The organism is Sorangium sp. So ce394, from assembly GCF_051474665.1.
In the GTDB taxonomy this organism is placed as follows: domain Bacteria; phylum Myxococcota_A; class Polyangia; order Polyangiales; family Polyangiaceae; genus Sorangium; species Sorangium cellulosum_D.
This window is the reverse complement of sequence record NZ_CP150339.1, coordinates 9,346,587-9,371,817: the sequence shown is the minus strand read 5'-3', so window position 1 is coordinate 9,371,817 and position 25,231 is coordinate 9,346,587. Positions and strand designations below refer to the sequence as shown.

Below are 25,231 nucleotides of genomic sequence, written 5' to 3'. Positions count from 1 at the left end.
CAGCGCGGGCCGTCGGCCGATCAGCTCCAGCCCACCTGCAGCACGCACGCCCCCGCGCTGCCGCCCCCGCAGCGCAGCTCGAGGAGGCGCGTGGTCCGCCCCGACGTCGCGAGCAGCGCGCGCAGGAAGCCGCTCACGTAGCGGCACATCACCGGCGCGAGCCCCTCGGGCAGCCACACATCGACCTTCGCGCTGTGGGTCGAGGTGCGCTCGAACTGGACGCGACCCCACGCGTGGAACCGCCGGAGCAGCGGCCCTGCCACCTCCAGCAGCGCCTCCGGGGAGCGCGCGACCTGGAGCCTGCGCAGCATCTCGGGGAGCGCCGCGCTCGCGAGCGCGCCGCCGACGGCCTCCACGCTCCCGGGGACCTCGCCGCCGAGCGCGCGCAGGTACGCGACGAGCGGCGCCACCGGGTAGAGCGCCGTGTCGTCGGTCGCCGCGGCGATCGCCGCGCGGTCCGCCGGATCGAGGCTGCCCCACGCGCGCGCCTCGACCCCGTCGCCGAGCCGCCGCGCCGCCGCTTCCCTGCAGAGCCGGAAGGCCAGGCCGCGGCTCTGCGGCGCGCCGTCGTGCGGCGCCGGGACCTCCGCCGGCGCGCGCTCCCCGGGGCTCGCGAGGAGCGCGGCCGCGAGCGCGTCGGCGAAGGCGACCGGCGAGGCGAGGCGCCGGGACGGCTCCGGATCGAGCGCCCGCGCGAGGAGGGCGTCGACGCCCGGGGGGAGCCCCGGCCGCGCGCTCGAGGCGGGCGTGAGCTCCCCGCGCCGCTGCATGGCGACGATGCCGTCCGCGCTCGCGGCCTCGAAGGGGGCCCTGCCCGTCAGCATGGCGTAGGTGACCGCCGCGAGGGCGTAGGTGTCGAGCGCCGGCTGCGGGTCGGCGGCCTCGGGGATGAGCTGCTCCGGCGCCGCGTAGCCGCGCGTCCCGCCGACGAGGTGGGGCCGCCCGCGCCCGAGGCGCAGCCCGAGCCCGAAGTCGATGAGCACCGCCCGCTCGATCCGCGTGTCGAGCAGGATGTTCCCCGGCTTCACGTCCGCGTGCACGTACCCCTCGGCGTGCATGCTCGCGAGCGCGCCCGCGATCTGGCGGACGACGGAGAGGACCTGGGGGAGGGGCATGAGCCCGCCCTGGGGCGCGCGGTCGACGATGTGGCGGTGGATCGTCTCGCCCTCGACGTACTCCAGGATGAGGTACATGCGCGCGCCGTCGAGCCTCCCCCAGCCGTACAGCTGGACGATGCTCGGGTGCCTGAGCCGCGCGAGCGCCTCGGCCTCGCGGAGCAGCGCGCCGTCGTCCGGCTCGGTCAACACCTTGAGCGCGACGAGCTGGCCGAGGAGCTTGTCGCGCGCGAGGTAGACCTGCGACTGCCCGCCCTCGCCCAGGATCGCGGTGATCCAGTACTTGTCGTCCACGAGATCGCCGGGGGCGAGCCGCGCGGGGGCGTGGCGCCGGGCGAGCGGCTCGGGCGGCGCGGTGCTCTCGGTCGTCGGCAGCGACGTCGCCCGATCGACCGACTCGGTCACCTGGGGCGAGAGGCCGGAGCGCCGCGCGAGCTGCTCGCTCACCAGCCTGGCCGCGAGCTGGAGGGTCGCGATGCTCCCCGCGTCGAACTGCCGGGGCTCGCCGGACACCGCGCACACGCTCCCGACGGCCCCGACGCCCTCGAGCACGACGGGGAATCCGGCGTACGCGCGGATCATGTTCATGGCCACGAGCGGGTTGTCGGCGAGCGCGGGGTGCTCGCGGGCGTCCTCGACGATGAGCGGCGCGTTGTCGCGCGCGACGTGCTCGCAGAACGACCACGAGCGCAGCGTCCCGCCGGCGAGGGTCAGGTCGCGGGGGAGGCCGGTCGCGCCGAGGAAGATCTGCCTCGACGAGTCGATGACCGTGACCACGCTGGCCGGCGTGCCCACGCCGCGCGCGACGAGCTCGGCGACGACGACGAGCTCGGGGTCGGGGGTCGTGCTGCGCAGGCCGCGCCGCGCGAGCTCGGCGTCGCGCGCGGGATCGTCGAGCGGATCGGCGGCGGCGGTCTGCGCCCCGCGCGACCGGGTGGGGGCGTCGCTCGCCGGCGGGAGCAGCGCCTCGAGGAGCGCGTCCGCGGTGGCCGGTTTGTGGACGACCGCCGCGACCTGCTCGTACCGGCGGATCTGGTCGAGGAAGGCGCGGAACCGGGAGGTGACGATGAGCCGGGCGGGCGGCGGCGTCGGATCGGCCGCGCGGACCCAGCCCTCGCCGGCGGCGCGGTCGAGGTCCGCGACGATGGCGTCGGCGGCGGCGCAGTCCTCGGGGGCAGGGCGCGCGCCGGGGGGCATGCAGACGGACCAGCCGGCGCCCCGCAGCACCTCGGCCATGTAGTCGCGCTCCGTGGCGATGGGCTCCAGCAGCAGGACATTGCGCGCCATGCGCCCGTCAGCGTACCTCGCCGGGGCGGAGCGAGGCGCGGAGCATCGGTGCCGGCGCGGTCGCGGCAGGCGGGCGCGTGGGTGGCGGTGACGGGCGAGCTCGGGGCGAGCGAACCCGGCGGTCGGTCGTCTTCGGACGATCGATCCCGGCGGTCGTCCGCGGACGTGGGAGGGGGTGTTCCTTCTGCCCGAGGCGGAGAGCATGATTGATGGTGTTCCAGAGGATTCACCTGGCGACGGGAGGCGCCCGCGCGTCCCAGCCGCCATTGCAACGCAACCGAGGAGCGTCGTGCTGCCGAATCTCGTCGCGGATCGATCGCCGGCAGGGCGCGTGGGTGAGACAGGCCTCCACGGCCAGGCGAAGCACCGAAGAATTCCGCTATCAAACCCGACCGTGCACCGGAGTACCTCGCCGGCCGGCCAACGCCCTAGCGAACCTCAGCGGGCGAAGCCCGTCTGATTCATCGCCCTGTTGGGCCGCATCCCTCAACCGTCAGGAGAGCACTTCGGCGGCGGTCTTCGCCCCGAGGACGTTATCGAGCCAGCGGTCGAGGATCGCCATGTCCGTGCATGCCTGGACGCGCGCTCTCTCGTTCTCGGTGAGGACGATCCCCGCACGCGCGAGCAGCCGCAACAGCGTATCCCTCTTGCCCTTGAGCTCGCCCTCACGCATGCCCTCGAGCTTGCCGCGATCGATGAGCTTCTGCACGAACGGGGGAAACGTCGCCTCGCCTTCGATCTGCCGTTCCATGACCAACGCCTCCAGAGCCTGCCGCATCGGCTCACGCAACGCGTTCCAGATGAGCTGAAAGTAGACCATCGCGTGCTCCTGGTCGAGCCGGCCAAGGGCAACGAGCGCCGCCAGGACCACGGCGAGCCCGTTCGGCCCGTTACCGTGCGCCACCGCCGAGAGCACGAGAGGCGGCGAGAACGGGCAGCCGAGCATCGCGATGGTGGCGCTCCACGCGAAGGTGACGGTGCGCGATAGCATCATCACCGCCCGCGACGGGGGCAAAGGCGGCGACGGCGGGGAGCCGGAGGAAGGCGGCCCTGGCGGGCGTGGCGCACCAGGAGGCGCCTTCGGGGACGGCACGTGGTCCTGCCAGGGTGGCAGCGGCGGCCTCGGAGGCGACGGCGGCTACGGCGGTCCCGGGCGCGGCGGCGACTCGATCGCCATCGCCTACCTCGACGAGGACCAGCTCACGCTGGAGGGGGTCACCTTCGAGATCGGGCTGCCGGGCCCAGGCGGAACGAGCTGGGATTGGTCTGGCGAGGAGATCACGGGGGAGGACGGCATCGCTGTCGAGACGCTGCGCTTCCCTGAGTAGGGTCGACGGGGAGGCTCTGTGAACCGGTATCGATAGCGCGTTAGCGGCGACGCGCCCGGGCCCACGCGACAGCGCACGTGAGCCTGATGTCAGCAAGGTGGACGATCGCGCCGAGCTCCAGGAATCTCACGCCAGGCCGCGGCGCCGAGCCCATGGCTTTCAAGCGGCGCACGTCGACGAGAGCCTGCTGAGCGCGTTCCCGCGCAGCGTCATTCCAGAGGAGCGGCGGCGGCGAGTCTACTGGAACGGCGCGCTCGCGCGCGCGGAGGTGAGCTCCAGCTACAAGCCGGCGCGCAAGCTATGGCGTCGCGAGCGACAAGGCCACTACATGCCCAGCACGGTCGGCGTGCGAGTCGCCGGCGAAGCGGGCAAGCCGGACACCTACGTGCCGCTCGATCGCCTGCTAGGTTGCGACATCCTCGAAGAACAGGGCGCGCCAGACGCAGCCAGCCGGGCTCATGTCACGAGCCCGTCCTGAAACGTGATGCTGCCGAGCACGAACGTCTGCTCGGTGTACCGCCTGTCACTCGTTCCAGTTCTTCCACTCGTCCCAATTCTTGGACTGACTCTGCCACACGCCCGTGTTGTTGTAGTCGCCACCGTCTTTGAGGAACGCGTCCTTGCGGGAGTTCTCCCCGCCGAGGTGCCAACGCATCCAAGCAACGTTCGCTCCGGCGCCGTCCCAAGGCCCCGAGCCGTGACCACCGCCCTTCATCTTGCCGAGCCAGACTGGCCCCTTGTTGCCGGCGTTGTTGAAGTCACCCTCGGCGTTGGGCGCCTCTTGACCCGTTTCACCGTAGATGATGCCGACAGGGATCTTGAGATTGACGAGGGCGTTGTGCTCGAAGGAGCCGCTGTTGTCGAGCAACGCGGTGGAGACGCGCTTATCGGTTTGAGCAGCCGCTTCCGACGACAGCCCGCCCATCGAGTGCCCGAACACACCAACGCGGTCGAGGATCAAGCGGCCGTACATGGGGCTGTTCTGATCGGCGTCCTGAGCCTCCAGCCAATCGATCGCCGCCGACATGAGCACGGCGTCGCCCGTCGACTCTCGAATACCGACGAGGACGAAGCCGTGCGAGGCCATGCGCGTCAGCAGCTGTAGGTAGTCGCGAGGAGGGGTACCTCCGCCCGGACCCCAAATGGCCACCGGGTGCTTCTTGTTGGGCTCGGTGGTGAGCGTCGTCGGCCTGACGAGAATGTGGCCACCGCCGCTGAACGAGAGGTCTTGAACCGTCGTCTCGAGCGGTCCGTTAGCGTTCACATTGTCACCCGCCAGCACCACTTCGGGCCGATCGACCTGGCCGCCGCTACCGCCCGCGCCCGAGTCGCTGCCTCCGGAGCTCGTGCCGGTGCCTGCGGACCCCGCAGTGGTACCACCCGAGCTGTTGCCAGCGGCCTCGCCCGTGCCGCCCGCTCCGGCGGGGTCAGCGCCGCCGCCAGAGCTGGTATCGGTTCCGCCCAAGCCCGCGGCACCCGAGCTCGAACCGCTCGCCCCTGGGCTGTAGCTGTCGCCGGGAGAGGACTCGCTCGAGCAAGCAAGAACTAGAATGAGAACAGAAGGAGCTAGTTGCCTCATGGGATACCTCGGAGCTCCGAGCGCGCTTTCTTGACGACGGCCCTCAGGCCAACCTGCTACCGGAGCGGAAAAATCCGAACGACTCGCTGCTGTGCGGCGGCTGCGATGTGAACGCACACATGACCCGATTCCGCTACGAAGTCCACCTATTCCGCTGCCGCGCGATTGTTCAAACCGCGCTAAACGACGGGGCTTGCCCGCGTTCAGCTGGCAAGCGCGGCGAGCCCTGAGCGCTTCCCGGTCGGTCACGCGTCCGCGATTGGCGTTGGAACCGCTGGCCAATACGGAGGATGACGGTAGCTCCCTTTCTGGGGTGTTTTCGCTGGCATCCTCGACGAGATCGAAGCCCTGTTGTTCTCGCGCACGGAGCGGGAACCATCCTTCTATCTGGGCCTCTTCTGACCATGGCTTCTTTTGGTACTCCGAGGGGGCATAGCCTATCCGAGGGACCTCAGGTCGACTGCGCCTGGGCCAGGACAGGCATGGATACTCACCTCGAACCTTGCTCGTATCCAGCTGCTGCGCCGGCGATTACACCGCTGCTGGGGATTGATAAATCCACACGTGAGACGAGTCTTTAGCCTTGCTTGCGATGCTTCGTCAGGTCGTGCCTCTCCTTGCTCTTCCACATCGAAAGAGCGATTGCGGCGATCTTGCGGGCGATCGTCAGCTTCGCCAGGTTCGGCTTCGTGCCCGCATCGATCAGCCGCTGGTAGTCCTGTTGCAACGGCTCGTTCGGCAGCTGCGTGATCACCGTCGTCGCCGCGCCCTTGAAGACGTTCTTCAGCGTGCGGTTGTGATTCAGGTTCAAGCCGCGCGTCTTCTGTACCTCGGCCCGCCTCCAGCCGACTTCTTTGGTCTGGATCCAGTCCGACGTCGAGCGCATCACGATCCCGAGGCCGCAATACGACCAGAACTGCCGCTTGGTCCGGAACCGCGCCGGCGACACGACGATGGGCATCATCTGCGCCACCCGGATCGGCCCCAGCCCAGGGCACGACTCGAGCACCCGGCTCATCGGGTGTCGGTGCGCTTCGGCGACGAGGCCCTTCTCCGCTCGCCGCCGCACCGCTTCCACCGCATCGTACTGCGCGTAGAGCATCGTCGCCGCCGCACGGCTCGCGTTGGGCAGCTTCTCCAAAAACTCCCCGCGGCCCTGCTCCGAGTACACGCTCTTGCCCGCCACGGCCACGCCGCGCGACCGAAGCAACGCTTTGATCCGGTTCTGCACCCGCATCACGTCCTGCACGATCATCGCGTGGGTGCGGCCCAGTTCGCCCAGCGTCTTGTGCTCGCCCACCTCCTTGAACACGCGCGTCTTGATCGCTCCCGTGCGCAGTTGCTCGGCCAGCCGGAACGCGTCGCGCTCGTCGCTCTTCTGGCCTCGGCTCTCCGAGACCATCGCCACCACGATCTCCTCCGCGTGCGGCGAGAGGATCTCGTAGAGCCACCTGCTTTGCGTCCCTTCCTCGAACACCACGTGCCTCTTGCCGGTGATCGTCTTGAGCTGCTCCACGAGCGCTTGGCCGTTCGTCTCGACCACGTGCGACCCCTGCCGCTTGCCGCTCTCCCCAATCACCGCAAACGTCCTGCTTGCGGCGTGAGCATCCAGACCGATATACTTCTGCACTGGCGCCCCCTTTCGCAGCTGCGTGGACCTGCAAACCAGCGCTGGCCTCGACGAACGGAGGGCGCCAGCCCTTCCGCAGGCTCGCTGTCATGGGCTCGCTCGCCTCGACGCCACCCTCGCGGCCAGTCAGCCCCACCTGCCCCGAGCTCGAGCCCCAGCGGAGCGCCCCTCCGCCGTCGCCCACGGTTCGCGTGAGGCACCGCGCGCAGCTCGTGTCCGGGCCGCCGCAGGCGCCCGCGCAGCGGGGCGATGCGCCTGGACACGAGCGAGCACGGTGCCACCGTCCCCAGGCGACGGCGAAGATGCGCCCACGTCGCCGGTCGGACCGGCGCCGTCGGCGCATGCGGGGATCTGCGGGCACGGGGCTGCGGACGCCACGTTCCCAACATGCCTATCCGCCGCGCCCGCGCGAGCGGAGGAGCCTCCGTCGGCAGACCCAGATGCCGCAGGATAGCGACGATCGCCGACGGCTCCTCCACGGTAGTTGCCGGCGGCGTAATCGGCGAGCGTGGCCTTGAGCTCGGTGGTCATGAGGCTCGGGTTGCCGGCAGCCTCGAGTGATCGAGAAACGCAGACGTGCCCAGCGCACGCGCGCCGGTGCCCCGTCGTCGGGCTTCATCGGGTGGCTCATCGGCGCCTCCTTCGCGGCGGCGCCAACGCGGACATGGGGACGGCGCAGCTCCTCGACGGACACGGACCGGCCCGTGGCGGGCGCGCCGCCGCCCGCGGGTCTTGGCTCATGAGGGCCTCCTTCACGAGCGACGTCTCGTCGTCGCTCGAGTGTTCGACCCTACATTGCCGCGGAATCCCCGCGGAGATCACCTCCTCTGCGGGGCGCGAGGCTCAGGCGCTCCCCCTCAAGAAACGTGATCCGTAGGGCACCGAGATCGTCGTGAGCGGCGCCAGCAGCTCGAGCATCGTCCTCACCTGCTGCGTCTGCGTACCCTCGAGCCGATCGACGATCGAAGCCGGCACGCGCCCGACGTCGGCGCCGATGAGTCGCGCGCAGATCGAGACGAACACCCCCGTGCGCAGGAAGGGGCCCTGCCACCAGCCGAGCCATCGGCGCGTCGTGCGCGCCGGCACCCCAGTCCGCCGCCGGATCTTCGCAGCCGCGCGGAGGAGCACGCGGCATGCCGGCACGAAATGACGGGAAAACCCGAGGAGAGGGCCAGCTCAGGGGGGGGCGGCGCCATGGCGGATGGGGCGGCGACCGCGCCCCACGCCACCGCACGACGGCCCAACGCATTGCCGCTGTGCTGCGGGCCGCGCCGCCCCGCGCGGCGCGACGGGGAGCTCATCGAGCGGCGATGGCACCACGGCAGCTCCGTCGCTCGCCGGCCCCTACCGCGGGCGCGTCGTCCCGGATAAGCTGCCGGCCGTGCCGCGGAGCGCCGGGCACCGACGTCGAGGCGCAGCGCGCGAGCCGCCGTCGGGCCTCGGCGGATCTCCGAGGCATCAGGACCAGACACGCCGGAGGGAGCACCCATGGACGAAGTTGCCATCGCCCGATACATCGCCGACACGTTCGCTGGCGTCGACGTCGAGCGCCCGGAGGCCGGCGGCAGCGCCCCCGAGCTCGCGTGGGGCGACACGTTCTTCATCTACGATCCCGAGCGCAACCTCGAGCCCAAGCACAGGTTCCCGTTTGCGACCATCGTCACCAAGGACTACGGCGACTTCGACCGCGCCTCGAACCTGGATCGCCCGGGCGTGTTCCGCCTGAACATCGGGGTCGGCAAGGACACATACCGTGCGTTGTTTGGCGCCCCGCCGCCAGCTCCCGGCCAGGCGGGCGCTGAGAGCCTCGCGAACGCTGGCCATGACTTCACGGCCCTCGACCGGATCATGCCGCACCCTGTCTATGCGCCGCAGTCCTGGGTCTGCGTGCTCAACCCGAGCGACGCGACGTTCGAGGCGGTGCGGCCATTGCTTGCCGACGCGTACGAGCTGGCCGTCAGGAGGCGCGCCAGATCCCGGGCCGCGGAGGAGCCCTGACCAGGCGCTGGACATCAGATCCCGGCCGGGCTCGAGGTCAGCGCGCCGCCGAGCGAGATCCAGCTCGACCAGCCGCCGTCGTAGTACTTGTGCCAGATGGCGTTGTCGGTGCCGCGCGCGAACACGACCAGACGCCCCTCGGGCGTGACCGCGGAGCCGGGCTGATCCACCGTGGCGCCGCCGAGCGAGATCCAGCCGGACCAGCCGCCGTCGTAGTACTTGTGCCAGATGGCGTTGTCGGCGCCGCGCGCGAACACCGTGAGCCGCCCCTCGGCCGTGACCACCGCCGACGGACCCGAGGCGATGGCGCCGCCGAGCGAGATCCAGCTGGACCAGCCGCCGTCGTAGTAGCGGTGGACGAGCTCGCCGCTCGAGCTCCTCGCGAAGACGACCAGGCGCCCCTCGGCCGTGACGACCGCCGCCGGATCGTGCGTCGTCGCGCCGCCGAGCGAGATCCAGCTGGACCAGCCGCCGTCATAGTACTTGTGCCAGATGGCGTTGTCGGTGCCGCGCGCGAACACCGTCAGCCGCCCTTCGCGCGTCACGGTCGCGGCGGGGGCCGACGCGAGCGGGCCGCCGAGCGAGGTCCAGCCCGACCAGCCGCCCTCGTAATACTTGTGCCAGATGGCGTTGTCCGCGCCCTTCGCGAACACCGTCAGCCGGCCCTCCCGCGTGAGCGCGGCGGAGGGCGCCGAGGTGAGGCTCCCGCCGAGCGAGGTCCAGCCGGACCAGCCGCCGTCGTAGAACTTGTGCCAGATGGCGTTGTCCGAGCCCTTGGCGAACACGACGAGCCGCTGCGTCACGTCGCGCAGGATCGGGGACTCCTCGAGGATCGACGTGATCCTGACGCCGGAGTTCGCGCCGCCGCTCGAGGTGCACCCGCCGTTCGTGTGGACGCCGACGATCTTGCCGGACGCGGCGTGGAGCACACCCGAGCCGGAGTTGCCGCCGAGCGTGTCGAGCGAGCCATACTGGATATAGTCGCCGCTGAAGCTGGTGGCGGGGCCCGCGTCGACCTGCTTGGGCTCGCCGCTCGGGTGGCCGATGACGGCGAGCATGTCGTTGACGGCGGCGTCCGTCGTCGAGACCACCGTGAAGCCGTAGCTCGCCGCGGCGCTCCGCGCGAGCTGCACGATGGCGTAATCGAGGCCGCCTTGCCGGTACTCGCGCAAGGACACGATGTCGAACGACTCCGCGGTCCTGAGGTTGCCGCTCGGGTCCTCCTGGTAATCGAAGTTGACGCGCATCTCGACGGCCCCCTGGCTCGCCGAGATCGGCGTGCTCGAGGCGGTCCGGGGCCAGGTCCAGCCGTTGCCGTCGGGATCGAAGCAATGGCCGGCGGTCAAGAAGAGGTTGTGCGCGATCAGCGTGCCGGAGCAGGTGCGGGTGCCGCTCACGTTGCCCGGGTTCGCGTAGCGGGACGCGAGATCGCTCTTCCACTGGATCTGCCCGACCGGGGACTCATGCGCTCCGACGAACCCCGTCGTCACGCCGAGGGTGCCGTCGTACTGCTCGACGTGCTGGAAATCGGTCGTGGTGCCGCAGATGGTGGGCTGTGCGACCTCACCCACGAGCTGCTCGTCGAGATCGGGCGCCGCCACGCAGCCCATCATCATCGCCGATGCCGCCGTCAACGCGCTCGAGACCCTCGCGGAAATTCGCATGTGGATTCACCCTCGGTTCGTGTTCCGCAGGTCGACGGGGAGCCCTCGCGGCCATCGCCGGATCCGGCGGCGCCAGGGAGGCGTGCCTGCTTGTCCGGAGCAATGGCAACCTCGATGCCACCGGCGCGCGCGGCCGATCGGGGCGATTCGGTCGCGAAAATCACCGTTGCGCCGGCTTCAAGGCGCCCCGCTAGAGGCTGCAGTCTTCAGGGGTGGCGGCTCGCGCCATCACCTGGAGGGCGCCACGAGCGATCCGCGCCGCGGTGGCGCGCGGCATGCCGTCCGGGGTGGAGGAGGCTCACGGCGCGGTATCACAACGTGGACTTGCACTCCTCAGAGATACACACGTGGTTCGCGGGGCAATCCGCGTCCGACGCGCAGAGCTGGCCCGACGGCCCCTCGCACGTGTCACCGGTGCAGATCTGACCCCGGAGGGGGCAGTCGGCGTCGATCGTGCAAGGCGCAGGGCCATCGGCGATGCAGGTGCCGTTTCTGGCGCAGAGCAGAGCCCCAGGGCAATCGGCGTCCGCGACGCATTCGGGGTCGACCAGAGGCACGCAGCGCTCCGTGCCCTTCGCCGGCAGCGTGGACTTGCAGACTTCACCCATGCACACGTGGTCTTCGCCGCACTCCGCGTCCGACGTGCAGTGACCCTGCTCTGGCCCCTCGCAAACGCCATCGGAGCAGAGCTGGCCATAGACGGGGCAGTCGGCGTCGGTCGCGCAGAGCCCCGCGCCGAAGCCGCAGGAGTCGCCTCTCATGCAGAACTGGTCACCCGGGCAATCCGCGTCCGTGGTGCACTCGCAGAACGCCGAGCCATGGACGCAGGCGCCGCTCATGCAGGTTGACCCCACAGGGCAATCCGCGTCGACGGCGCACTGGCCGGACGCCGCGCCGTCGACGCAGGCGCCGTTCACGCAGGAGCGCCCCGAAGGGCAGTCCGCGTCCGCGGCGCAGCTCGCCTGGCACGCGCCCGCGCCGCACGTCTCCCCTGGGCCGCATTCGGCGTCGGTGCTGCACGCGACCTGCTGCTTGTCCTGCCCGATCGCGATGATCTCGGGAGTGCACGAGAACATCGCCGCCACGATCGTCAGGCCCGCTGCGCCGATGAGCATCTGGATTTTCATGTTCGCTCCTCTCCACCGGCTCATGGTCGCGCGCGGAGGAATCCGTGTGAGAAACGTCCTCTCGAATCATTTCTCTTCGCACGCAGCGCGCACGCGGCCCGAGTACGGCGAACCGGGGCTCTTCCGCAGGAGCTCGACCATCGCCGCGCGACCTTCCGCCGTCTTGCCGAGATCGCACAGCGCGACGACGCGGGCAGCGGCCCGCTCCTCCCGCAGCTCTTGCCCGCCCGCATCCGCGGCGTCGAGCAGCGAGAGTGCGCGCGCCGGGTCGCCGCGCCGGAGCGCCTCGTGGACCTCGCGCAGCCGCCGCGTCTCGGCGACGAGCGGGTCTTCCGCCGGCACCTCGGGCGGCGCTCCCGGTCCGCCGGAAGCGGCGGGCCGAGGCGCCCGCCTGGGCGTCGTGGGCTGCGTCCTCGCCGCCTGGGGCGGGTCGAGCTCCTCGCCTTCCGTCGGCTCGATCGGCCGGGGCGGCGCGCGCGGGCTCTCCGCCGACGCGCGCGGCGCGCGGTCGTCGCTCGCCGCCGGCTGCGCCGCGGCCGCCGCGCGCGCTCTCTCGATGACCGCCGCGCTGGCCGTGCTCGCGCGCGGAACGGCCTTCGGCTCGCCCTGCGCCGCATGCAGCGCGGTCACGACGGCCGCGGGCGCGAGCAGCGCCACGACCCCCCACGGCAGCGCCGCCTTGGCCGAGACCATCGCAAAGCCGGCCTTCGCGGCCCCGCCCGCCGTGACGGCCGCTCCGACGGCCAGGCTCTTCCGCAGCTTCGCGCGCACGCGCGCGCGGTCCGCCGCCGTGCTCCGATCGCCGTTGCGGGCGGCCTCGATGATCGATCGCGACAGGGGCCCGAGCTGACTCATGCCTCCCTGCCATTCTGCGTGCTCCGCGCCGCGCGCCGGGGCCCTGCGTTCATCGCGACCTCCACCCGTCGCGCGCCCGCAGGCGCGCCACGCCCTGCTCGAACTCCTTGCGAGCCGCCCGGAGGCGCGCGTAAACGGTGTTCAGGTTGGCCCCGGTCGCCTCCGCGATCTCCGGCGCCGTCATCTGCTCGAGCTCCGCGAGCACGAAGACGGCGCGCTTGTGGTCGTCCAGCCCCTCGAGCAGCGCGTGCAAGAGCCGCGTCGCCTGCGCCTGCGCCAGCGCTTCGTCACCGCCGGCCGCGCCGCTCTCCACCTCGTCCGGATCGAGCGGCGGGGCCAGCGATCGCGCGAGCGGGCTCTTGCGGACGTAGGCCCTCCGGTGCTCCCGCGCGACGCGCGCGACGATGCCCGAGAGCCACGCGCGGACCGTGGAACGGGGCTCGAACGCCGGGAGCTTCCGGTGGACGACGAGGAACACCTCCTGCACCGCGTCGTCGGCGTGGCAGTCCGGGACGCCGAGCCGGCGTACGTTGCGCCAGACGAAATCGAAATAGCGCTCGTAGATCGCGTCGAACTCGAGCGCGACCGCGCAGTCTGCCGCTTCTGCCGGGGGCGCAACCTCCGCTCCGGCAGACTCGGCGCTCAGGGTGACGGCACGGGCGGCCACCCTCGCCCATGGCCAGCGCGCGCCGATTCCGTGAAGAAAACGACCGCGCCCGTCACAACGCGAGCTCGAGCCCCAGGGCCGCCCGCGCCGCGACGCTCGGCTCGTGGACCTCGCCGACGCCTTCGAGCACGAAGCGCGGGCGCTCGAGCGGCACCACCGCCTCGAGACGGAGCCTCAAGCGCATCCACGGCGCCACGATCCAGGAGGCCGCCGCGCCGCTGCGTAACGCGACCCACACGCCGCTCCCTTCGCCTGGGTCGCTCACGCCGTACCCCTCGGCGTGCATGCGCCCGAGCTCGACGCCGGCGCAGGGCACGCCGACCTCGAAATCCGGGCGAACGGCGCGCTCGAGAGGCGGCAAGAGGGCGCACGCCGTGAGGGAGCCGGCGACGAGATCGATGGTCCCGCCGGTGCCGGGCTTGGCCGCGGACTCCGCCCTTCTGCCGGGCCAGAACGAGGCCCCGGCCTCGAGCCGCGCGGGGCCGACGACGACGCCCGCCCAGGGCTCGATGGCGCCGCTCAGCCGTTGCATCGTGCCCAGATCGCTCATGCCGCCGAGCCCGACGCGAAACAGGGGGGCTCTCTCGGCCGAGCCCTCCGTCGGCCGCGCGCGCGCCCGCGTCGGCGGCGCGGACCTGGGCGGGGCCGTGGGCGGGCCCCTCGGCGGCGCGGGCTCGGCGGCGCGAGCGGCGGCGGCCGGGGGCTCCGGGGCGGGATTGGCCGGACGCGCCCCGGCGATCGAACGATCGTCCGCCGCTGCCGTGCCCGACCGCGCCGCGGCGTCCGGATCGATCGCCATCGCCACGATGAGGGCCCCCGCGTCGGCGAGCGCGCGGCACGTCGCGCCGCGCACGGTCCGCGCGCTGCTCCATCCGTCGCGAGAGAGCTCGATGTGCAGCTCGAAACCGCTGCCCGCGGGCGCGATCGCGCCCACCGCCCGCAGCGCGCCGCTCGAAGGGGGGCTCTGGTCTCCGAGGAGCCGGGTGATCTCGGCCTCGACCGCCGCGCCCTCGGGGCAGCCGGCGGGGGCCGTCCACCGCAAGGCGAAGGGGCGATCGTCGGCGCGCGCGGCGCTCGAAGCGAGGGGCGCAACGCACGGCGCCACGATCGCAAACAGCAGCGCTCGCGCCCTCCTGCGTGACGTACGCATGCGCGCCGCATGCTACCACGGGGCGCAGGCGGCGGGCCGCTAGCGAATGCAGGCTTCGTGGGGCAGTCCGAGGATGGCGTCGCGCCCCTCGGAGAGCGGCGAGTTGAACGGCACGGCGCCGTCTTTGCCCGCGGTCGCATTGACGTAATCCACCAAGTCTTGGCCGGCGCGGAGCTTATGCACGCCGATCAGCGCGCGCGATTCCCCTGAGTAATCCTGGGAGAGATCCCGCGCCGCGCCGCCGCCGCCCGAGACCGCGGCTTCGTAGGTCGCGTCGATGACGCACTCGTCGTCGGAGAACCAGGCGAACGACCCGGTGGCGGTGAAATTGCCGTCGTCCACGACGTTGCTCGAGAGCCGCTTCGTCGTCCATTCGTCGAAGGCGGCGCCCCGATCGCTCTTCTCGCTCTGGACGGGCGTTCCGCCCAGAAAGACGTTGTCTTCGAACAGCAGGGTGCCGCCGACCCGCACGCTCGCGAAGTCCTTGTAGTAGTTCATGAACACGTTGTTGAACATGTGCGAGGAGCCGCGGCGCAACAAGGGCACCCTCCGGGCCGTGCCGCGGCCTTCGTCGTAGAACGGCTCGCTGGTGATGAACGCGTTGTGATGCATGGTGGTGGTGATCTGAGCGTCGATGGTGTGGTCGTCGCTGGATCCGTGCAGGGTGGCCCGCTTCACGTCGAGGACGCGGTTGAACGACATGGTGATGTCGTGGGCGCCGACCTTCACGTCGAAGGCGGAGTCCCCGGTGAAGCTGAAGCTGCTCTTGTGAATCCAGATGTCGTGGGACGCGCCGGTGGAGCGGATCATGTCCGGATCCAGGCCGTGGTCTTCCACGTGACCGGCGCCCTTGAAGCTCAGGTGGGTGAGGATCACGCTCTCGGCGGTCTGGGTCGGCGTGCCGGTGCTGTCGCGGCCGATGGCGAAGCCGCTGAAGCGAAAGACGGCGCGGCTCATGCGACCATCGATGGTGGTGTTGGAGCCGATCACCACGTTGCGGATGGGCAGGCTCGCGTCGTTCAGGGCGACGTTGAAGAACTGGTGTTCGCAGTCGGCCGCCGGCACGCCTTTGGCGCTGCACCACTCCTGATAATTGACGCACTGCCGCTCGGTGGCGCCCAGCTTGGCCAGGACCGCGGGCTCGCCGCATTTCAGGCGGTACATGGCGATGTCGTGATCGCTCTTGAAATCGTCCTTGTCGAACACCACCCAGTTGTGCTCGTCGCTGGAGACGGCGTCGTAGATCTGCTGCTCCACCGAGACATCGGAGCGGGTGGTGATCACCGTCAGGCGGCTGTTGCCATTGGGGTCGAAGCCGCCCAGCGCTTTTTCCCCGTACCCCACCGGCCGCCCCAGGGTCTGCGCCAGGCACTGGACGATCTTCTGGTCGCTCTTCAAGGACGACTCGCGCCAGTTGATGTCCGGGTTGGTCACCAGGTCGACGCAGTCCGCGGAGGTCCCAGGATCGCCTGGACCGCCGGAGGATGAGCTCTCGCCGCCCGACGAAGCGCTGGAGCTGCTGGACGAGGGCCCGGCGCCGCCGGCCGAGGCGCTGGAGCCGCCGGCCGAGGCGCTGGAGCCGCCGGTCGAGGCGCTGGAGCCGCCGGCCGACGCGCTGGAGCCGCTGGACGAGGAGCCACCGGAGCTGGAGCCCGTCGTGTCGTCACCGCAGGCGGGAAGGGCGGCCATCAGCGCCGCAAGAGAAAGCGCGCGCAGAGACATGGTGCGCGTGAACAGGACCCGGTGTTGCATAGGACCTCACGCATCAGCAATACTCGGGCCACGGAGCGCAGCCCGCGCGATGACCTGAACGCGCGCCTCTGCTGTAATGTTTCACCATGGTCCGCCTTTCGCCATTCTCCGCCGAAAGATCCAGTCGCCACCGTCAAATGGTGTTGTACACGGTGTCAACCGGGAGTTGACACACGGACCCGTCGGTGCGTGGGCGAGTCAACGTGAATAGAGCCGCTGCGAGCGTGTAGAAGTGCCGTCAACACGGCTGCACACATTCGTCGCCGGCGCCGCTGCGCACGATTGCGACGGTCGAATGGATTCCCTCTGTCGAGATCCTGTGATGTGCTCGTAGAATTGCGTCCTGCGCTCGTCGTCGCATCGCGAGCGCAAGGAGCCTATGCACCAGGTTCCTGTCCCGGGGGCTGGTGAATCTCGGGACGTCCGCACGGAAGGAGAGAGCATGAGCATCGAGGTTGGCGCCGTCGCGTGCATCAGGAGGGTGACGAGCTTGCTGGCCGTCGGCGCAGGGCTGCTCGCGGGAGGCTGCGCCGAGGTATCGACCGGCGAGCCGGCGGCCCTGGGGAGCGCCCGCCTCGCGTCGTCCGCGCTCGGCGCCGATCGGACGGAGGAGCGCCGCCACCACGGGCACGGGAGCGGCGGCGCGCGCGGCAGGTGGCGATCGCGCGGCGTGGGCGGCGGAGGAGCCCTCTTTTCACCGTCGATCAACCCCCACGACGGCCGCGAGATCTTCATGGCCAGCGACATGCGGGGCGTGTACCGCACGAGGGATTTCGGCAGGAAGTGGACGAACCTCGATTTTCGCGACATCCAGGGCGGCGTCCTCTCGCAATTCCGGTTCACCGCCGACCCGGATGTCCTCTACGCCGTGACCTACAGAGGCCCCGAGGACGTCATTTTCGACGCGGCCACGCTGGCCAAGAGCACCGACGGGGGAGCGACGTGGGAGGCGCCCGTCACCACCCCGGGGACGCCCGGAGACGCCCACTACCTGTTCGCGGACCCCTGCGACACCGAGCGGCTGCTCATCTCGGACATGCGCCAGCTCTACGCTTCGCTCGACGGCGGCAGCAGCTTCCACCTGGTCCACACGACGGACTGGCCCGGCGGCCTCCGGGTCGGCGGCGTGCACTGGGACGGCGACGACATCTACGCCGGCACGAGCGACGGGCTGCTCGTCTCGCGCAACGGCGGCGCGAGCTTCGCGCTCGACACCTCGATCGGCGGCCTCCCGCAGGGCGAGAAGATCGTCTCGTTCGCGGGGGTCGGGCACGGCAGGCGGGCCCGCTTCTTCGCGGTCACCTTCTCCGCCGCCGACAGCGGCGGCAACCCCCTCGTCACCGCGAACACGACCGGCGGCGAGCTCGACGCTTACGCCGGCCTCTATCGGCTCAAGCTCGGCGAGAAGCGCTGGATCCCCGCGACGAACGGGCTCGGACCGAGCGACAAGCTCGCGTTCGTCGCCACGTCCGCGGACGACCCCGGCGTCGCGTACGTCGCCGGCGGCGACCGCCAGACGCTCGCGCCCATCGTGCTGAAGACCGTCGACGGCGGGGCCAGCTGGCGGCACGTGTTCCGGAGCGATCACAACGCCAACATCGCCACCGGCTGGAGCGGGTTCGGCGGCGACATGGGCTGGGACTTCGGCGAGTACGCGCTCGGCCTCTCGGTGTCGCCCGAGGATTCCCGCCGGGTGGCGATCACCGATCTCGGGTTCGTCCACGTCAGCGACGACGGCGGGAAGAGCTTCCAGCAGGCGTACGTGGACCCGGCGGACGAGAACCGGAGGGGCACGGATACCCCGAAGTCCCGGTTCTACCGCACGAGCGGCGTCGAGCAGACGTCGGGCTGGTGGCTGAGCTTCCCCGACAAACACACCATCTTCGCTTCGCTCACGGACATCCGGAGCGCCTACAGCGAGGATGGCGGCAGGTCGTGGGCTCGCGACGGCGCGAACGGCCTGACCCTGAACACCACCTACCACGCCGTCCAGCACCCGATCACCGGAGCGCTCTACGCGGCCACCGGCAGCGTCCACGACATCTACCAGAGCCCCTGGATGCGCGACGCCCGCATCGACGGTACGGAGGCCCGCCCGGCCAGAGGGGGAATCATGATCTCCGAGGACAAGGGCGCCACGTGGTCGCCCGTCGCCGATCTGGGCCGCCCCGTCATCTGGCTGGCGCTCGATCCGAACGATCCGGACCTGCTCTATGCGAGCACGGTCAACAGCGTGTCGGGCGGCATCGTCCGCCTCGATCTGAGCGCGCCCGGCGCGGCGCCCGAGCCGCTCCCCGCCCCGCCGCGGACGCAGGGGCACGCGTTCAACGTCCACGTGCTGAAGGACGGGAGCATCGTCGCGACCTACTCCGGCCATCAGCCCGGCAACACCCGGACGTTCACCGATCGATCGGGCGTGTTCCTCCTGCCGCCCGGCGCGTCGGCGTGGGAGGATCGCTCCTCGCCGGAGATGCACTACTGGACGAAAGACATCGTCGTCGATCCGAACGACCGCACCGAGAGCACGTGGTACGTGACGGTGTTCAGCCACGACGACCGCTTCTTCGGCGGGCTGTACCGGACGAGGGATCGCGGTTTGACCTGGCAGCGCATCAGCGACAAGGTCCGCGTCGAGTCGTGCGCGATCGACCCGCGCGACCCGGACCGCATGTACATGACGACCGAGCGGGACGGGCTCTGGATCACCGAGAACCTCAACGACGACGCGCCGACGTTCTTCCGCGACGACGGTTACTCGTTCCAGCAGCCGGTGCGGGTGTTCTGGAACCCGCACGACCTCGACGAGGTGTGGACGGTCAGCTTCGGCGGGGGCATGCGCGTCAAGCGCGAGCGCTGATCGCGCCTCCGTCGTGCAGCGTCGGGCTCGAGCGCGAGCCCGGCGCGCGCGGGAGATCGCGGCTCCTGCGGCGCAACGCCCTGTCGCAGGCCGCGCGCCCGTCCTTCACGAAACCCGCTCGGCCGTCGTGGGCTCGTCCCCCGATCGCCCCCGGCGGGCCGCCGCGACGCGCTCGGAGGCGGCGCTTGCGCAGACGCGTCGAGCGTGACAAGCCACGTGGCATTCGCGGCCGCGGGGCGGGCCCGAGGGACGGAGCCTCCGGCGCGTTCACCGCAACGGGCATACCGGTCTCGAGAGCGACTGTCGCGGACAGCCCCGCGCCCCGCTGACAGCGAGCCAGCGCGCCCCGGCTCGCAGCATCCCCGTCGTCGACGTGCCCTCTCCACGCTCGCTGGGACGGCCCGCCGCGCCGCGCGCGGCACGCCCGCTCAGGAGAATCGCTCATGCCAGACGCGTGGAGCGGAACGGTCGTGCGATCGCGCCGCGGCTACCCCGGCCGGGGTGGCCCGCGTCTTCGCACAACGATGCTCCGCTCGACGCCAGCGCTCGCTCCTTGCACCTGAAAGTCCCGGATTACCCCCTCGTCCGAGAAGGAGGTATGTGTGTCGTTGGACCAGCGGTTTGTGAAGATCTGGATCGGAGTCTTGCTCGCGCTCGTCTCCGCTCCAGCCGGAGCCACCCCGCCCCCGGACAGCGCCGGCTGCGACGAGGCTGGCTGGGGGGTTCCCCCTGATGCGATGGAGAGCGCTGCGTCCCGGGATTTCTGCGACCTCGATGCGCCCTACACCGAGCGGCCCTTCGTGGCCGACGAGACGACCGGCGTCGCCTGCCCTGATGCCCCCGCGCTGTCTCCGGTCTGCACGGGGCCCTTCTGCCCCGCCAGCGGCGTTTGTCTCGGGACCAGGACGCTGCACGAGGATCTGAATGCTTGCCAGGGGGCGCGCTGCTGCCTGCCGGGCTCCGTCGACCCGGACGGCGTGGTCAACGTCCTTCCCTACCTGGCGAGGCCGGCGGAATGGCCGTTCTCCGCCGACGCGTCCGTCGACCACAGCACGAACGTCGACGACAGCCCGGGCATCGCGACGGCCATCGAGTGCGCGGCGTCGCGGCGCGCCCGCAGGCGCATCGTGGCCTTCCCCGCGGGGCGATACGTGCTGCGCAGCCCGCTGCGGCCTCACTACGACGCGCTGACCCTGGAGGGGCCGGAGCTGTCTCCCCACGCCGGCCCGGGCGATCCCGGGACCGCGACCCTCGTGGCGATCCCCTGCAATCCGGAGCAGTACCCCGGGGCCATCCAGGTCAGCGAGGTCGTCAAGCGGGACGGGACCGCCGTCAGCGCGGTCCGGGGGCTCTGGATCCGCAATCTGCAGATCGCGCTCACGGATGGGCCACGCAGGACGGCCAACAGCGGCATCCACCTCAACACGTGCGCCGACTGCAAGGTGGAGAACGTCATCGTGCGCTACACGCCCCTCGCGCCCCAGCTCCCTTCCTGCAAGCCGTCCAATCTGGAGGGCATCGGCTTCTCCTGGGGCTCCGGGGGCGTCATCCGGAACGTGATCGTGGACGGCACCGCGAAGGGCGGCATCTACCTGTCCTCCATCGCCGGGCACCACGACACGCCGCCCATCCTCGTGGAGAACTGCGAGATCAAGAACATCAATGGCCCGATCGGCGCCAGCGCGATCAAGATCATCACCGCCAACGTGACCGTGCGAAACTGCAACGTTCACCACAGCTTGATCCATCCCGTCGACGGCTCCGCGACGGGCAGCGGCGGACATGGCCTGTGGATCTCCGCCCAGGTTCCCCCTAGGCCCGGGATCCCCAGCGCGGTGCCGGCGAACGTCGTGGTCCAGGACAGCTACTTTCATCACAACGGCGGCGCCGGCGTCATGCTGGCGAGCGCCATCGAGGAGGACCGTCCGACGGGGATCCTGATCGAGCGGGTCGTCTCCGCATACAACGCGAGCCACGGCGTGCACGTCCAGGCAGGCACCGGGGTGGCGCTCCGGGACGTCGCGTCCTGGGGAAACGGGCTCTACGGCGTGCTCCTGAGCTCGCGAACGACGCTGCCCGTGACCGCGGTCCGGGTGGGAGACGTGACCCTGAAGCGATTGCTCGTCTTCGACAATGCCCTGCGCCTCACGTCGGGCTCCCATCCCGGCATCAAGATAGAGGCCAGCGACGTCACGGTCCGCGGCGCCACGGTGGGGCGCTGCGACCCCTCGCGCGGGAGGCAATCACAATCCATCCAGCAGCAATGCTGGCTGTCGGGGCCGGCTGGCGCCCAGGCGCTCTTTCATCCGGAGGATAACGTCATCTCGGGCGTGAGCACGCAGGGCGTGAGCGCGCCAGAGGTGCTGGCCTGCCCCTATTGAGGAGCGCCGGGAGCGGCGCGGGCAGGGGCTGCCCGGCGGCGACGGCGACGCGGGCGCGCCGCGCAACGGCTCGCCCGGCTGCCACAGCCCCGCGCGCCCCGCCTACGCCCTCCGCCGCCGCCCCCAGAGCGCCATCGCCCCGAGCAGCGCCGCCCCGAGCGCCGCGCGCTCGCCGGCCCCGCCCCGCGGATCCCCCGCGGCCGCGCAGGCGCAGCCGCCGCCCAGCCGCAGGAGGACCTGCGCCTGCTGCGGGCCCTCGCACAGGTCCACGGTGAGCGGTCGCGCCGCGCTCCGCCCGCCCCCCTGATCGAGCGGCGTCTCGAGGTTGCCCGTGTTCCGGTTGTCGTGGTGGAAGCTCTCCCACGCGACGAGCGCGTCGGTCGTCGCCTCGGTGTGCCACGCGAAGAGCCAGCCGTCGCGGGTGCCCACCACGACCTCGAGCGTCCCGTCGCCGTCGAGGTCGCCCACCGCCGGCGTCGTCGCGATCGACTGGCCGGTGAACTTCGGGAACCCGCGCGGCTCCCGGCCGCACCCGTCGAAGGCGTGCAGGAAATAGCCGCTCGATCCCGTCAGCACCTCGGGGTAGCCGTCGCCGTTCAGATCGACCACCGCCTGGCTGCTGCCGACCGTGTGATCCTCGAGGACGAACGGCGCGCGCGGCAGCATCGCGCCCGACCGGCCGCTCCAGACCGCGAGCAGGTGAGCGGGCCGCTCCGCGCCGCGCTCGCCCGCGAGCGCCAGCGCGGCCGCCTCCGAGGCGCCGGCGGCGATCACGTCGGGGGTGCCGTCCTGATCGACGTCGCCCAGCGCCGGATGCGAGAGCAGCGGGAGCATCGTCCGGGCGCCCGCGGCGGGCGAGAGCGGGCCGAACGTCGGATCGAGCCCGGCCGGCGAGCCGCCCCGCGCAGGCGGCAGCGCGCCGGCCGGGGTCGCCAGGAGCCCGTCCTGCGCGCCCGGCGAGGCCGGGAGCACGAGCGGCGGCGCGCCGTTGCCCTGGACGACCCCCGCCAGCGTGCCGCCGAACCGGCCGACGACGCCCGAGGCCGCGATCCCCTCCGCGACGAGCGGCGCGAGCGAGAGCGACGGCATCGTGACCGGCCAGCCCGCGAGCACCGGCCCGGAGGGCGCGGCCGCGCCGCGCGCGTCGAGCACGTAGACCGCCCCGGCGTCGCCGTCGTCGCCGAGCCGCTCGCTCGACCCGACAAGCAGGTCCGGGAGCCCGTCGCCGTTGAAATCGGCGACGGCCGGCGTCGCGAGCAGGCGGCTCCGCGCCGGCTCCTGGGCCAGCGGCCCCTCGTAGTGCACCTCCACCGGCCAGCCGCGCAGCGCGCCGCCGTCCGCGTCGAAGGCGTAGACTTTGCCGTCGAACGCCGCCTGGATCACGTCGAGCAGGCCGTCGCCGTCGAGGTCGGCGAGGACCGGCGCGGCGAACGCCCCCCGCGCGATCCGCGCGTCCGCGGACATGCACGGCGCGCTCGCCGGCGCCCCGAGATCGAGGGGGCAGGAGGGGATCTCGGGCAGGCGCACCGGCCAGCCGTCGCGGAGCGAGCCGTCCGCGCCGATGACGTACACCGTGCCCGGCCAGGTCGAGATCGCGATCTCCTGCGCGCCGTCGCCGTCGAGATCCGCGATCGCTGGCGCGCCCAGGATCGGCTCGCGGCCGAGCTTGTCCCAGGCCACCTCGTCGTACGCGTTGGCGCGCCGGTAGGAGGCGGGCGAGGCCTCCGGCGTCTCGGGATCGAGGCCGTCGGCGTGGCGTGTCCGGAACGGGAACCCCGGCAGCGGCTTGGGGCCCTTCGGCGTCGCCTTCAGCACGCGCAGCTCGCCGCCGGCCGTGGGGTAGATGATCTCGCGCCCCCCGTCGCCGTCGAGATCCGCGAGCTTCGGGCTGCCCTCGCCGCTGTCGCCGATGAGCAGCGGAAAGCCGTCGACAAGCGTCGGATCGCTGGCGACGTAGTAGGTGCGCCGCGCCTCGCTGCGCACGTCGCCGGCGGCCCCGCCATAGCGGGCGGTCGCCCAGGCGCGCACCGTGATCGCGCGGTCGTTCTCGCCGTGGGGGCTGTCGGCGTCGCGGGCGTGGGACGTGTCGATGGTGCGCACGTCGAGCGAGGCGAGCGGGCCGCCGGCGCCGATGACGACCGTCGGCGCGACGTTCACCTCCCGCTGGAGCACCCTGAAGTCCGACTCGAGCGGCTGCACGCCGGGCGCCCACTCGATCGCGTAGTCGTACGCCGTCGCCCGCTTCGCCGAGATGGTGCCCTCGATCGGCACGGGCACCTGCACCTGATCCTTGTAGAGGACCTCGAACCAGCGCGGCGACGTGAGGTCGATCGCGGGCGGCACGCGCCCGTCGCGCAGCGCCTCGACGGCGCGGTTCGCGTTGACGCGGCCGTGGCCGAACCGCTGATCGAACCCCGGCTGCGAGGCGCGGTACGGCGACCCGGGCTCGCGCGACTCGGGCACGTCGATGTCGTCGGCGCTCACGATGAGCAGGCCCTGCGCCTCCGCGGGCGACAGGGCGACGCCGCGCTCCAGGGCGGCGGAGTACAGGAGGCCCGCGACGCCGGCGAGCTCGGCGGTCGCGTCGCTGGCGCAGCCGGCGCTCGACACGGCGAGCAGGTTGTTGCCGCCGAAGCTCGAGCACGGGGAGGCGTCGAGGAAGGTGGTCGACGTCCGGACGCTCTGGCCGTCGTAGCGGACGGCGCTCACGGGCAGCGCGTGGTTGCTCATCGCGGGCGCGCTGTGGTGGCGCGAGCCCTCGTCGCCCACCGACGCGACGACGAGCGTCCCCTCGCCGTGGGCGTAATCGAGCGCCGCCTGGAGGAAGGCGGTGCTGTCGACGGCGGTCACCGGGCACTGCACGACGTCGGCCCGGAGGTCGGCCGCGTAGAGGATCGCCTTCGCGAGGTCCTGCGCGTCGGCGACGCGGCTGTCGCCGACGCGCAGCGGGACGACCCTGCACAGCGGGCAGGCGCCCGCGCCGCCCATCCCGTTGTTCGTCTGCGCCGCCGCGACCTTCGCGCCCTCGGTGCCCTGGCCGTTCAGGGTGTCGTCGAACGGATCGTTGTCGTTCTTGAAGAAGTCCCAGCCCGCGATGTCGTCGACGTAGCCGTTGTCATCGTCGTCCTCGCCGTCCGAGAAGTGGAGGAGGAGATCGCCGGCGTCGAGCCGGCCGTTGCCGTTCCGATCGCCCCGCGGCCGCCCCGCCGACGCCGCTGGCGTGAGCCCCGGCGTGTCCTTGTAGTCCGAGGCCGAGAGGACCCCGTCGCCGTTGCAGTCGAAGCCGGCGAGCTCGCCGTCGCCCGCGCACGGCGTGCCGTCCGCGTGCAGCGGCTTGTGGGGTTCGAGCTCGCCCCGGTTGAGCCACACCTTCTCGAGGAGATCGTCGTCGTTCCAGAGGATCCCGGAGCCGGTGACGGCGATCCGGACGCGCGGGTCGCCCTGGGTGCGGCGCCAGGCGAGATCGATCGCCATGCCGGCGGCGGACTCCTCCGGGCGGGGGCGCACGCTCCCGCTCGGGGCCGGGAGGAAGGAGTAGAAGGTCCACTGCCCGCTCTGCGTGGCCGAGGGGCCGTACTCGGGATCGTTCGGCCAGTTCTCGGGATCGGCCATGTCCGCTGCGCTGGCCGAGGCGGGCGGCGGCCAGCCGCCGGACGCGTCGGAGGGAACGAGCGCGCCCGCCGCGGCGCCGCCGAGCGCCCCCAGACAAGCAAGCGAGGGAAAGCGAAACCAGCGCATGGGCCTGGACCCTACCATCGGTGAAGGCGCGCGAGGGAACCGGCGCGCGCGGCGCAACCGGCGCTCTCCGCACGAAATCGGCGCTTTTTTCGGGGCGGGCGCG

16 protein-coding genes and 1 pseudogene are annotated in these 25,231 nt (G+C 71.6%); 5 read left to right on the top strand and 12 right to left on the bottom strand.

The features are described from left to right. Positions 1–20: 20 nt before the first annotated feature. Together WMF33_RS34470 and WMF33_RS34465 are read right to left on the bottom strand one after the other, a co-directional pair. A complete protein-coding gene (locus WMF33_RS34470) occupies positions 21–2,402 on the bottom strand; it encodes a protein kinase domain-containing protein (RefSeq protein ID WP_437332601.1) in 2,382 nt (793 codons plus the stop codon). A gap of 493 nt (positions 2,403–2,895) precedes the next feature. Continuing rightward, a complete protein-coding gene (locus WMF33_RS34465; protein ID WP_437332600.1) occupies positions 2,896–3,318 on the bottom strand; it encodes a hypothetical protein in 423 nt (140 codons plus the stop codon). A gap of 1 nt (position 3,319) precedes the next feature. On the opposite strand from WMF33_RS34465, the pseudogene WMF33_RS34460 reads away from it, so the two are divergent. After that, positions 3,320–3,730 (top strand): annotated as a pseudogene (locus WMF33_RS34460) (hypothetical protein); the annotation flags it as partial. 97 nt (positions 3,731–3,827) lie between these two features. Continuing rightward, complete coding sequence (locus WMF33_RS34455) at positions 3,828–4,208, top strand: hypothetical protein (protein ID WP_437332599.1); 381 nt, start codon at positions 3,828–3,830, stop codon at positions 4,206–4,208. A 45-nt stretch (positions 4,209–4,253) separates the two neighbouring features. Here WMF33_RS34455 and WMF33_RS34450 read toward each other — a convergent pair whose 3' ends face one another. The 3 genes from WMF33_RS34450 to WMF33_RS34440 form a co-directional block, all read right to left on the bottom strand. Further along, positions 4,254–5,195: a poly(ethylene terephthalate) hydrolase family protein gene (locus tag WMF33_RS34450; protein WP_437332598.1), complete on the bottom strand. Its 942-nt coding sequence runs from the start codon at positions 5,193–5,195 to the stop codon at positions 4,254–4,256. Between the two features lie 691 nt (positions 5,196–5,886). Further along, positions 5,887–6,939 carry an IS110 family transposase gene (locus tag WMF33_RS34445; RefSeq protein WP_437332597.1) on the bottom strand — a complete coding sequence of 351 codons (1,053 nt, stop codon included), beginning with the start codon at positions 6,937–6,939 and terminating at the stop codon, positions 5,887–5,889. Positions 6,940–7,782: 843 nt separating this feature from the next. Further along, entirely contained in the window at positions 7,783–8,025 is a 243-nt protein-coding gene (locus tag WMF33_RS34440) for a hypothetical protein (RefSeq protein WP_437332596.1), read from the bottom strand. A gap of 402 nt (positions 8,026–8,427) precedes the next feature. On the opposite strand from WMF33_RS34440, the gene WMF33_RS34435 reads away from it, so the two are divergent. Then, positions 8,428–8,937 carry a DUF6194 family protein gene (locus WMF33_RS34435; RefSeq protein ID WP_437332595.1) on the top strand — a complete coding sequence of 170 codons (510 nt, stop codon included), beginning with the start codon at positions 8,428–8,430 and terminating at the stop codon, positions 8,935–8,937. Between the two features lie 14 nt (positions 8,938–8,951). Here the strand turns inward: WMF33_RS34435 and WMF33_RS34430 are convergent, their stop codons facing one another. The 6 genes from WMF33_RS34430 to WMF33_RS34405 form a co-directional block, all read right to left on the bottom strand. After that, positions 8,952–10,601: a trypsin-like peptidase domain-containing protein gene (locus WMF33_RS34430; protein WP_437332594.1), complete on the bottom strand. Its 1,650-nt coding sequence runs from the start codon at positions 10,599–10,601 to the stop codon at positions 8,952–8,954. Positions 10,602–10,912: 311 nt separating this feature from the next. Continuing rightward, entirely contained in the window at positions 10,913–11,728 is an 816-nt protein-coding gene (locus WMF33_RS34425) for a DUF7107 domain-containing protein (protein WP_437332593.1), read from the bottom strand. A gap of 66 nt (positions 11,729–11,794) precedes the next feature. After that, a complete protein-coding gene (locus WMF33_RS34420) occupies positions 11,795–12,583 on the bottom strand; it encodes a hypothetical protein (RefSeq protein ID WP_437332592.1) in 789 nt (262 codons plus the stop codon). Positions 12,584–12,632: 49 nt separating this feature from the next. Beyond that, positions 12,633–13,250: a sigma-70 family RNA polymerase sigma factor gene (locus tag WMF33_RS34415; protein WP_063823552.1), complete on the bottom strand. Its 618-nt coding sequence runs from the start codon at positions 13,248–13,250 to the stop codon at positions 12,633–12,635. A 52-nt stretch (positions 13,251–13,302) separates the two neighbouring features. Beyond that, a complete protein-coding gene (locus WMF33_RS34410; protein WP_437332591.1) occupies positions 13,303–14,355 on the bottom strand; it encodes a hypothetical protein in 1,053 nt (350 codons plus the stop codon). An 84-nt stretch (positions 14,356–14,439) separates the two neighbouring features. Then, complete coding sequence (locus WMF33_RS34405) at positions 14,440–16,122, bottom strand: pectate lyase (protein WP_437332590.1); 1,683 nt, start codon at positions 16,120–16,122, stop codon at positions 14,440–14,442. A 472-nt stretch (positions 16,123–16,594) separates the two neighbouring features. On the opposite strand from WMF33_RS34405, the gene WMF33_RS34400 reads away from it, so the two are divergent. Together WMF33_RS34400 and WMF33_RS34395 are read left to right on the top strand one after the other, a co-directional pair. Beyond that, the gene (locus WMF33_RS34400) at positions 16,595–19,009 is read left to right on the top strand and encodes a hypothetical protein (protein WP_437332589.1); all 2,415 of its coding nucleotides are present in this window, start codon (positions 16,595–16,597) and stop codon (positions 19,007–19,009) included. 602 nt (positions 19,010–19,611) lie between these two features. Continuing rightward, on the top strand, positions 19,612–21,390 hold the full coding sequence (locus tag WMF33_RS34395; protein ID WP_437332588.1) for a right-handed parallel beta-helix repeat-containing protein: 1,779 nt from the start codon (positions 19,612–19,614) through the stop codon (positions 21,388–21,390). A 102-nt stretch (positions 21,391–21,492) separates the two neighbouring features. On the opposite strand, the gene WMF33_RS34390 is transcribed toward WMF33_RS34395, so the two are convergent. Further along, on the bottom strand, positions 21,493–25,128 hold the full coding sequence (locus tag WMF33_RS34390; protein ID WP_437332587.1) for an FG-GAP-like repeat-containing protein: 3,636 nt from the start codon (positions 25,126–25,128) through the stop codon (positions 21,493–21,495). Between the last annotated feature and the right edge of the window lie 103 nt (positions 25,129–25,231).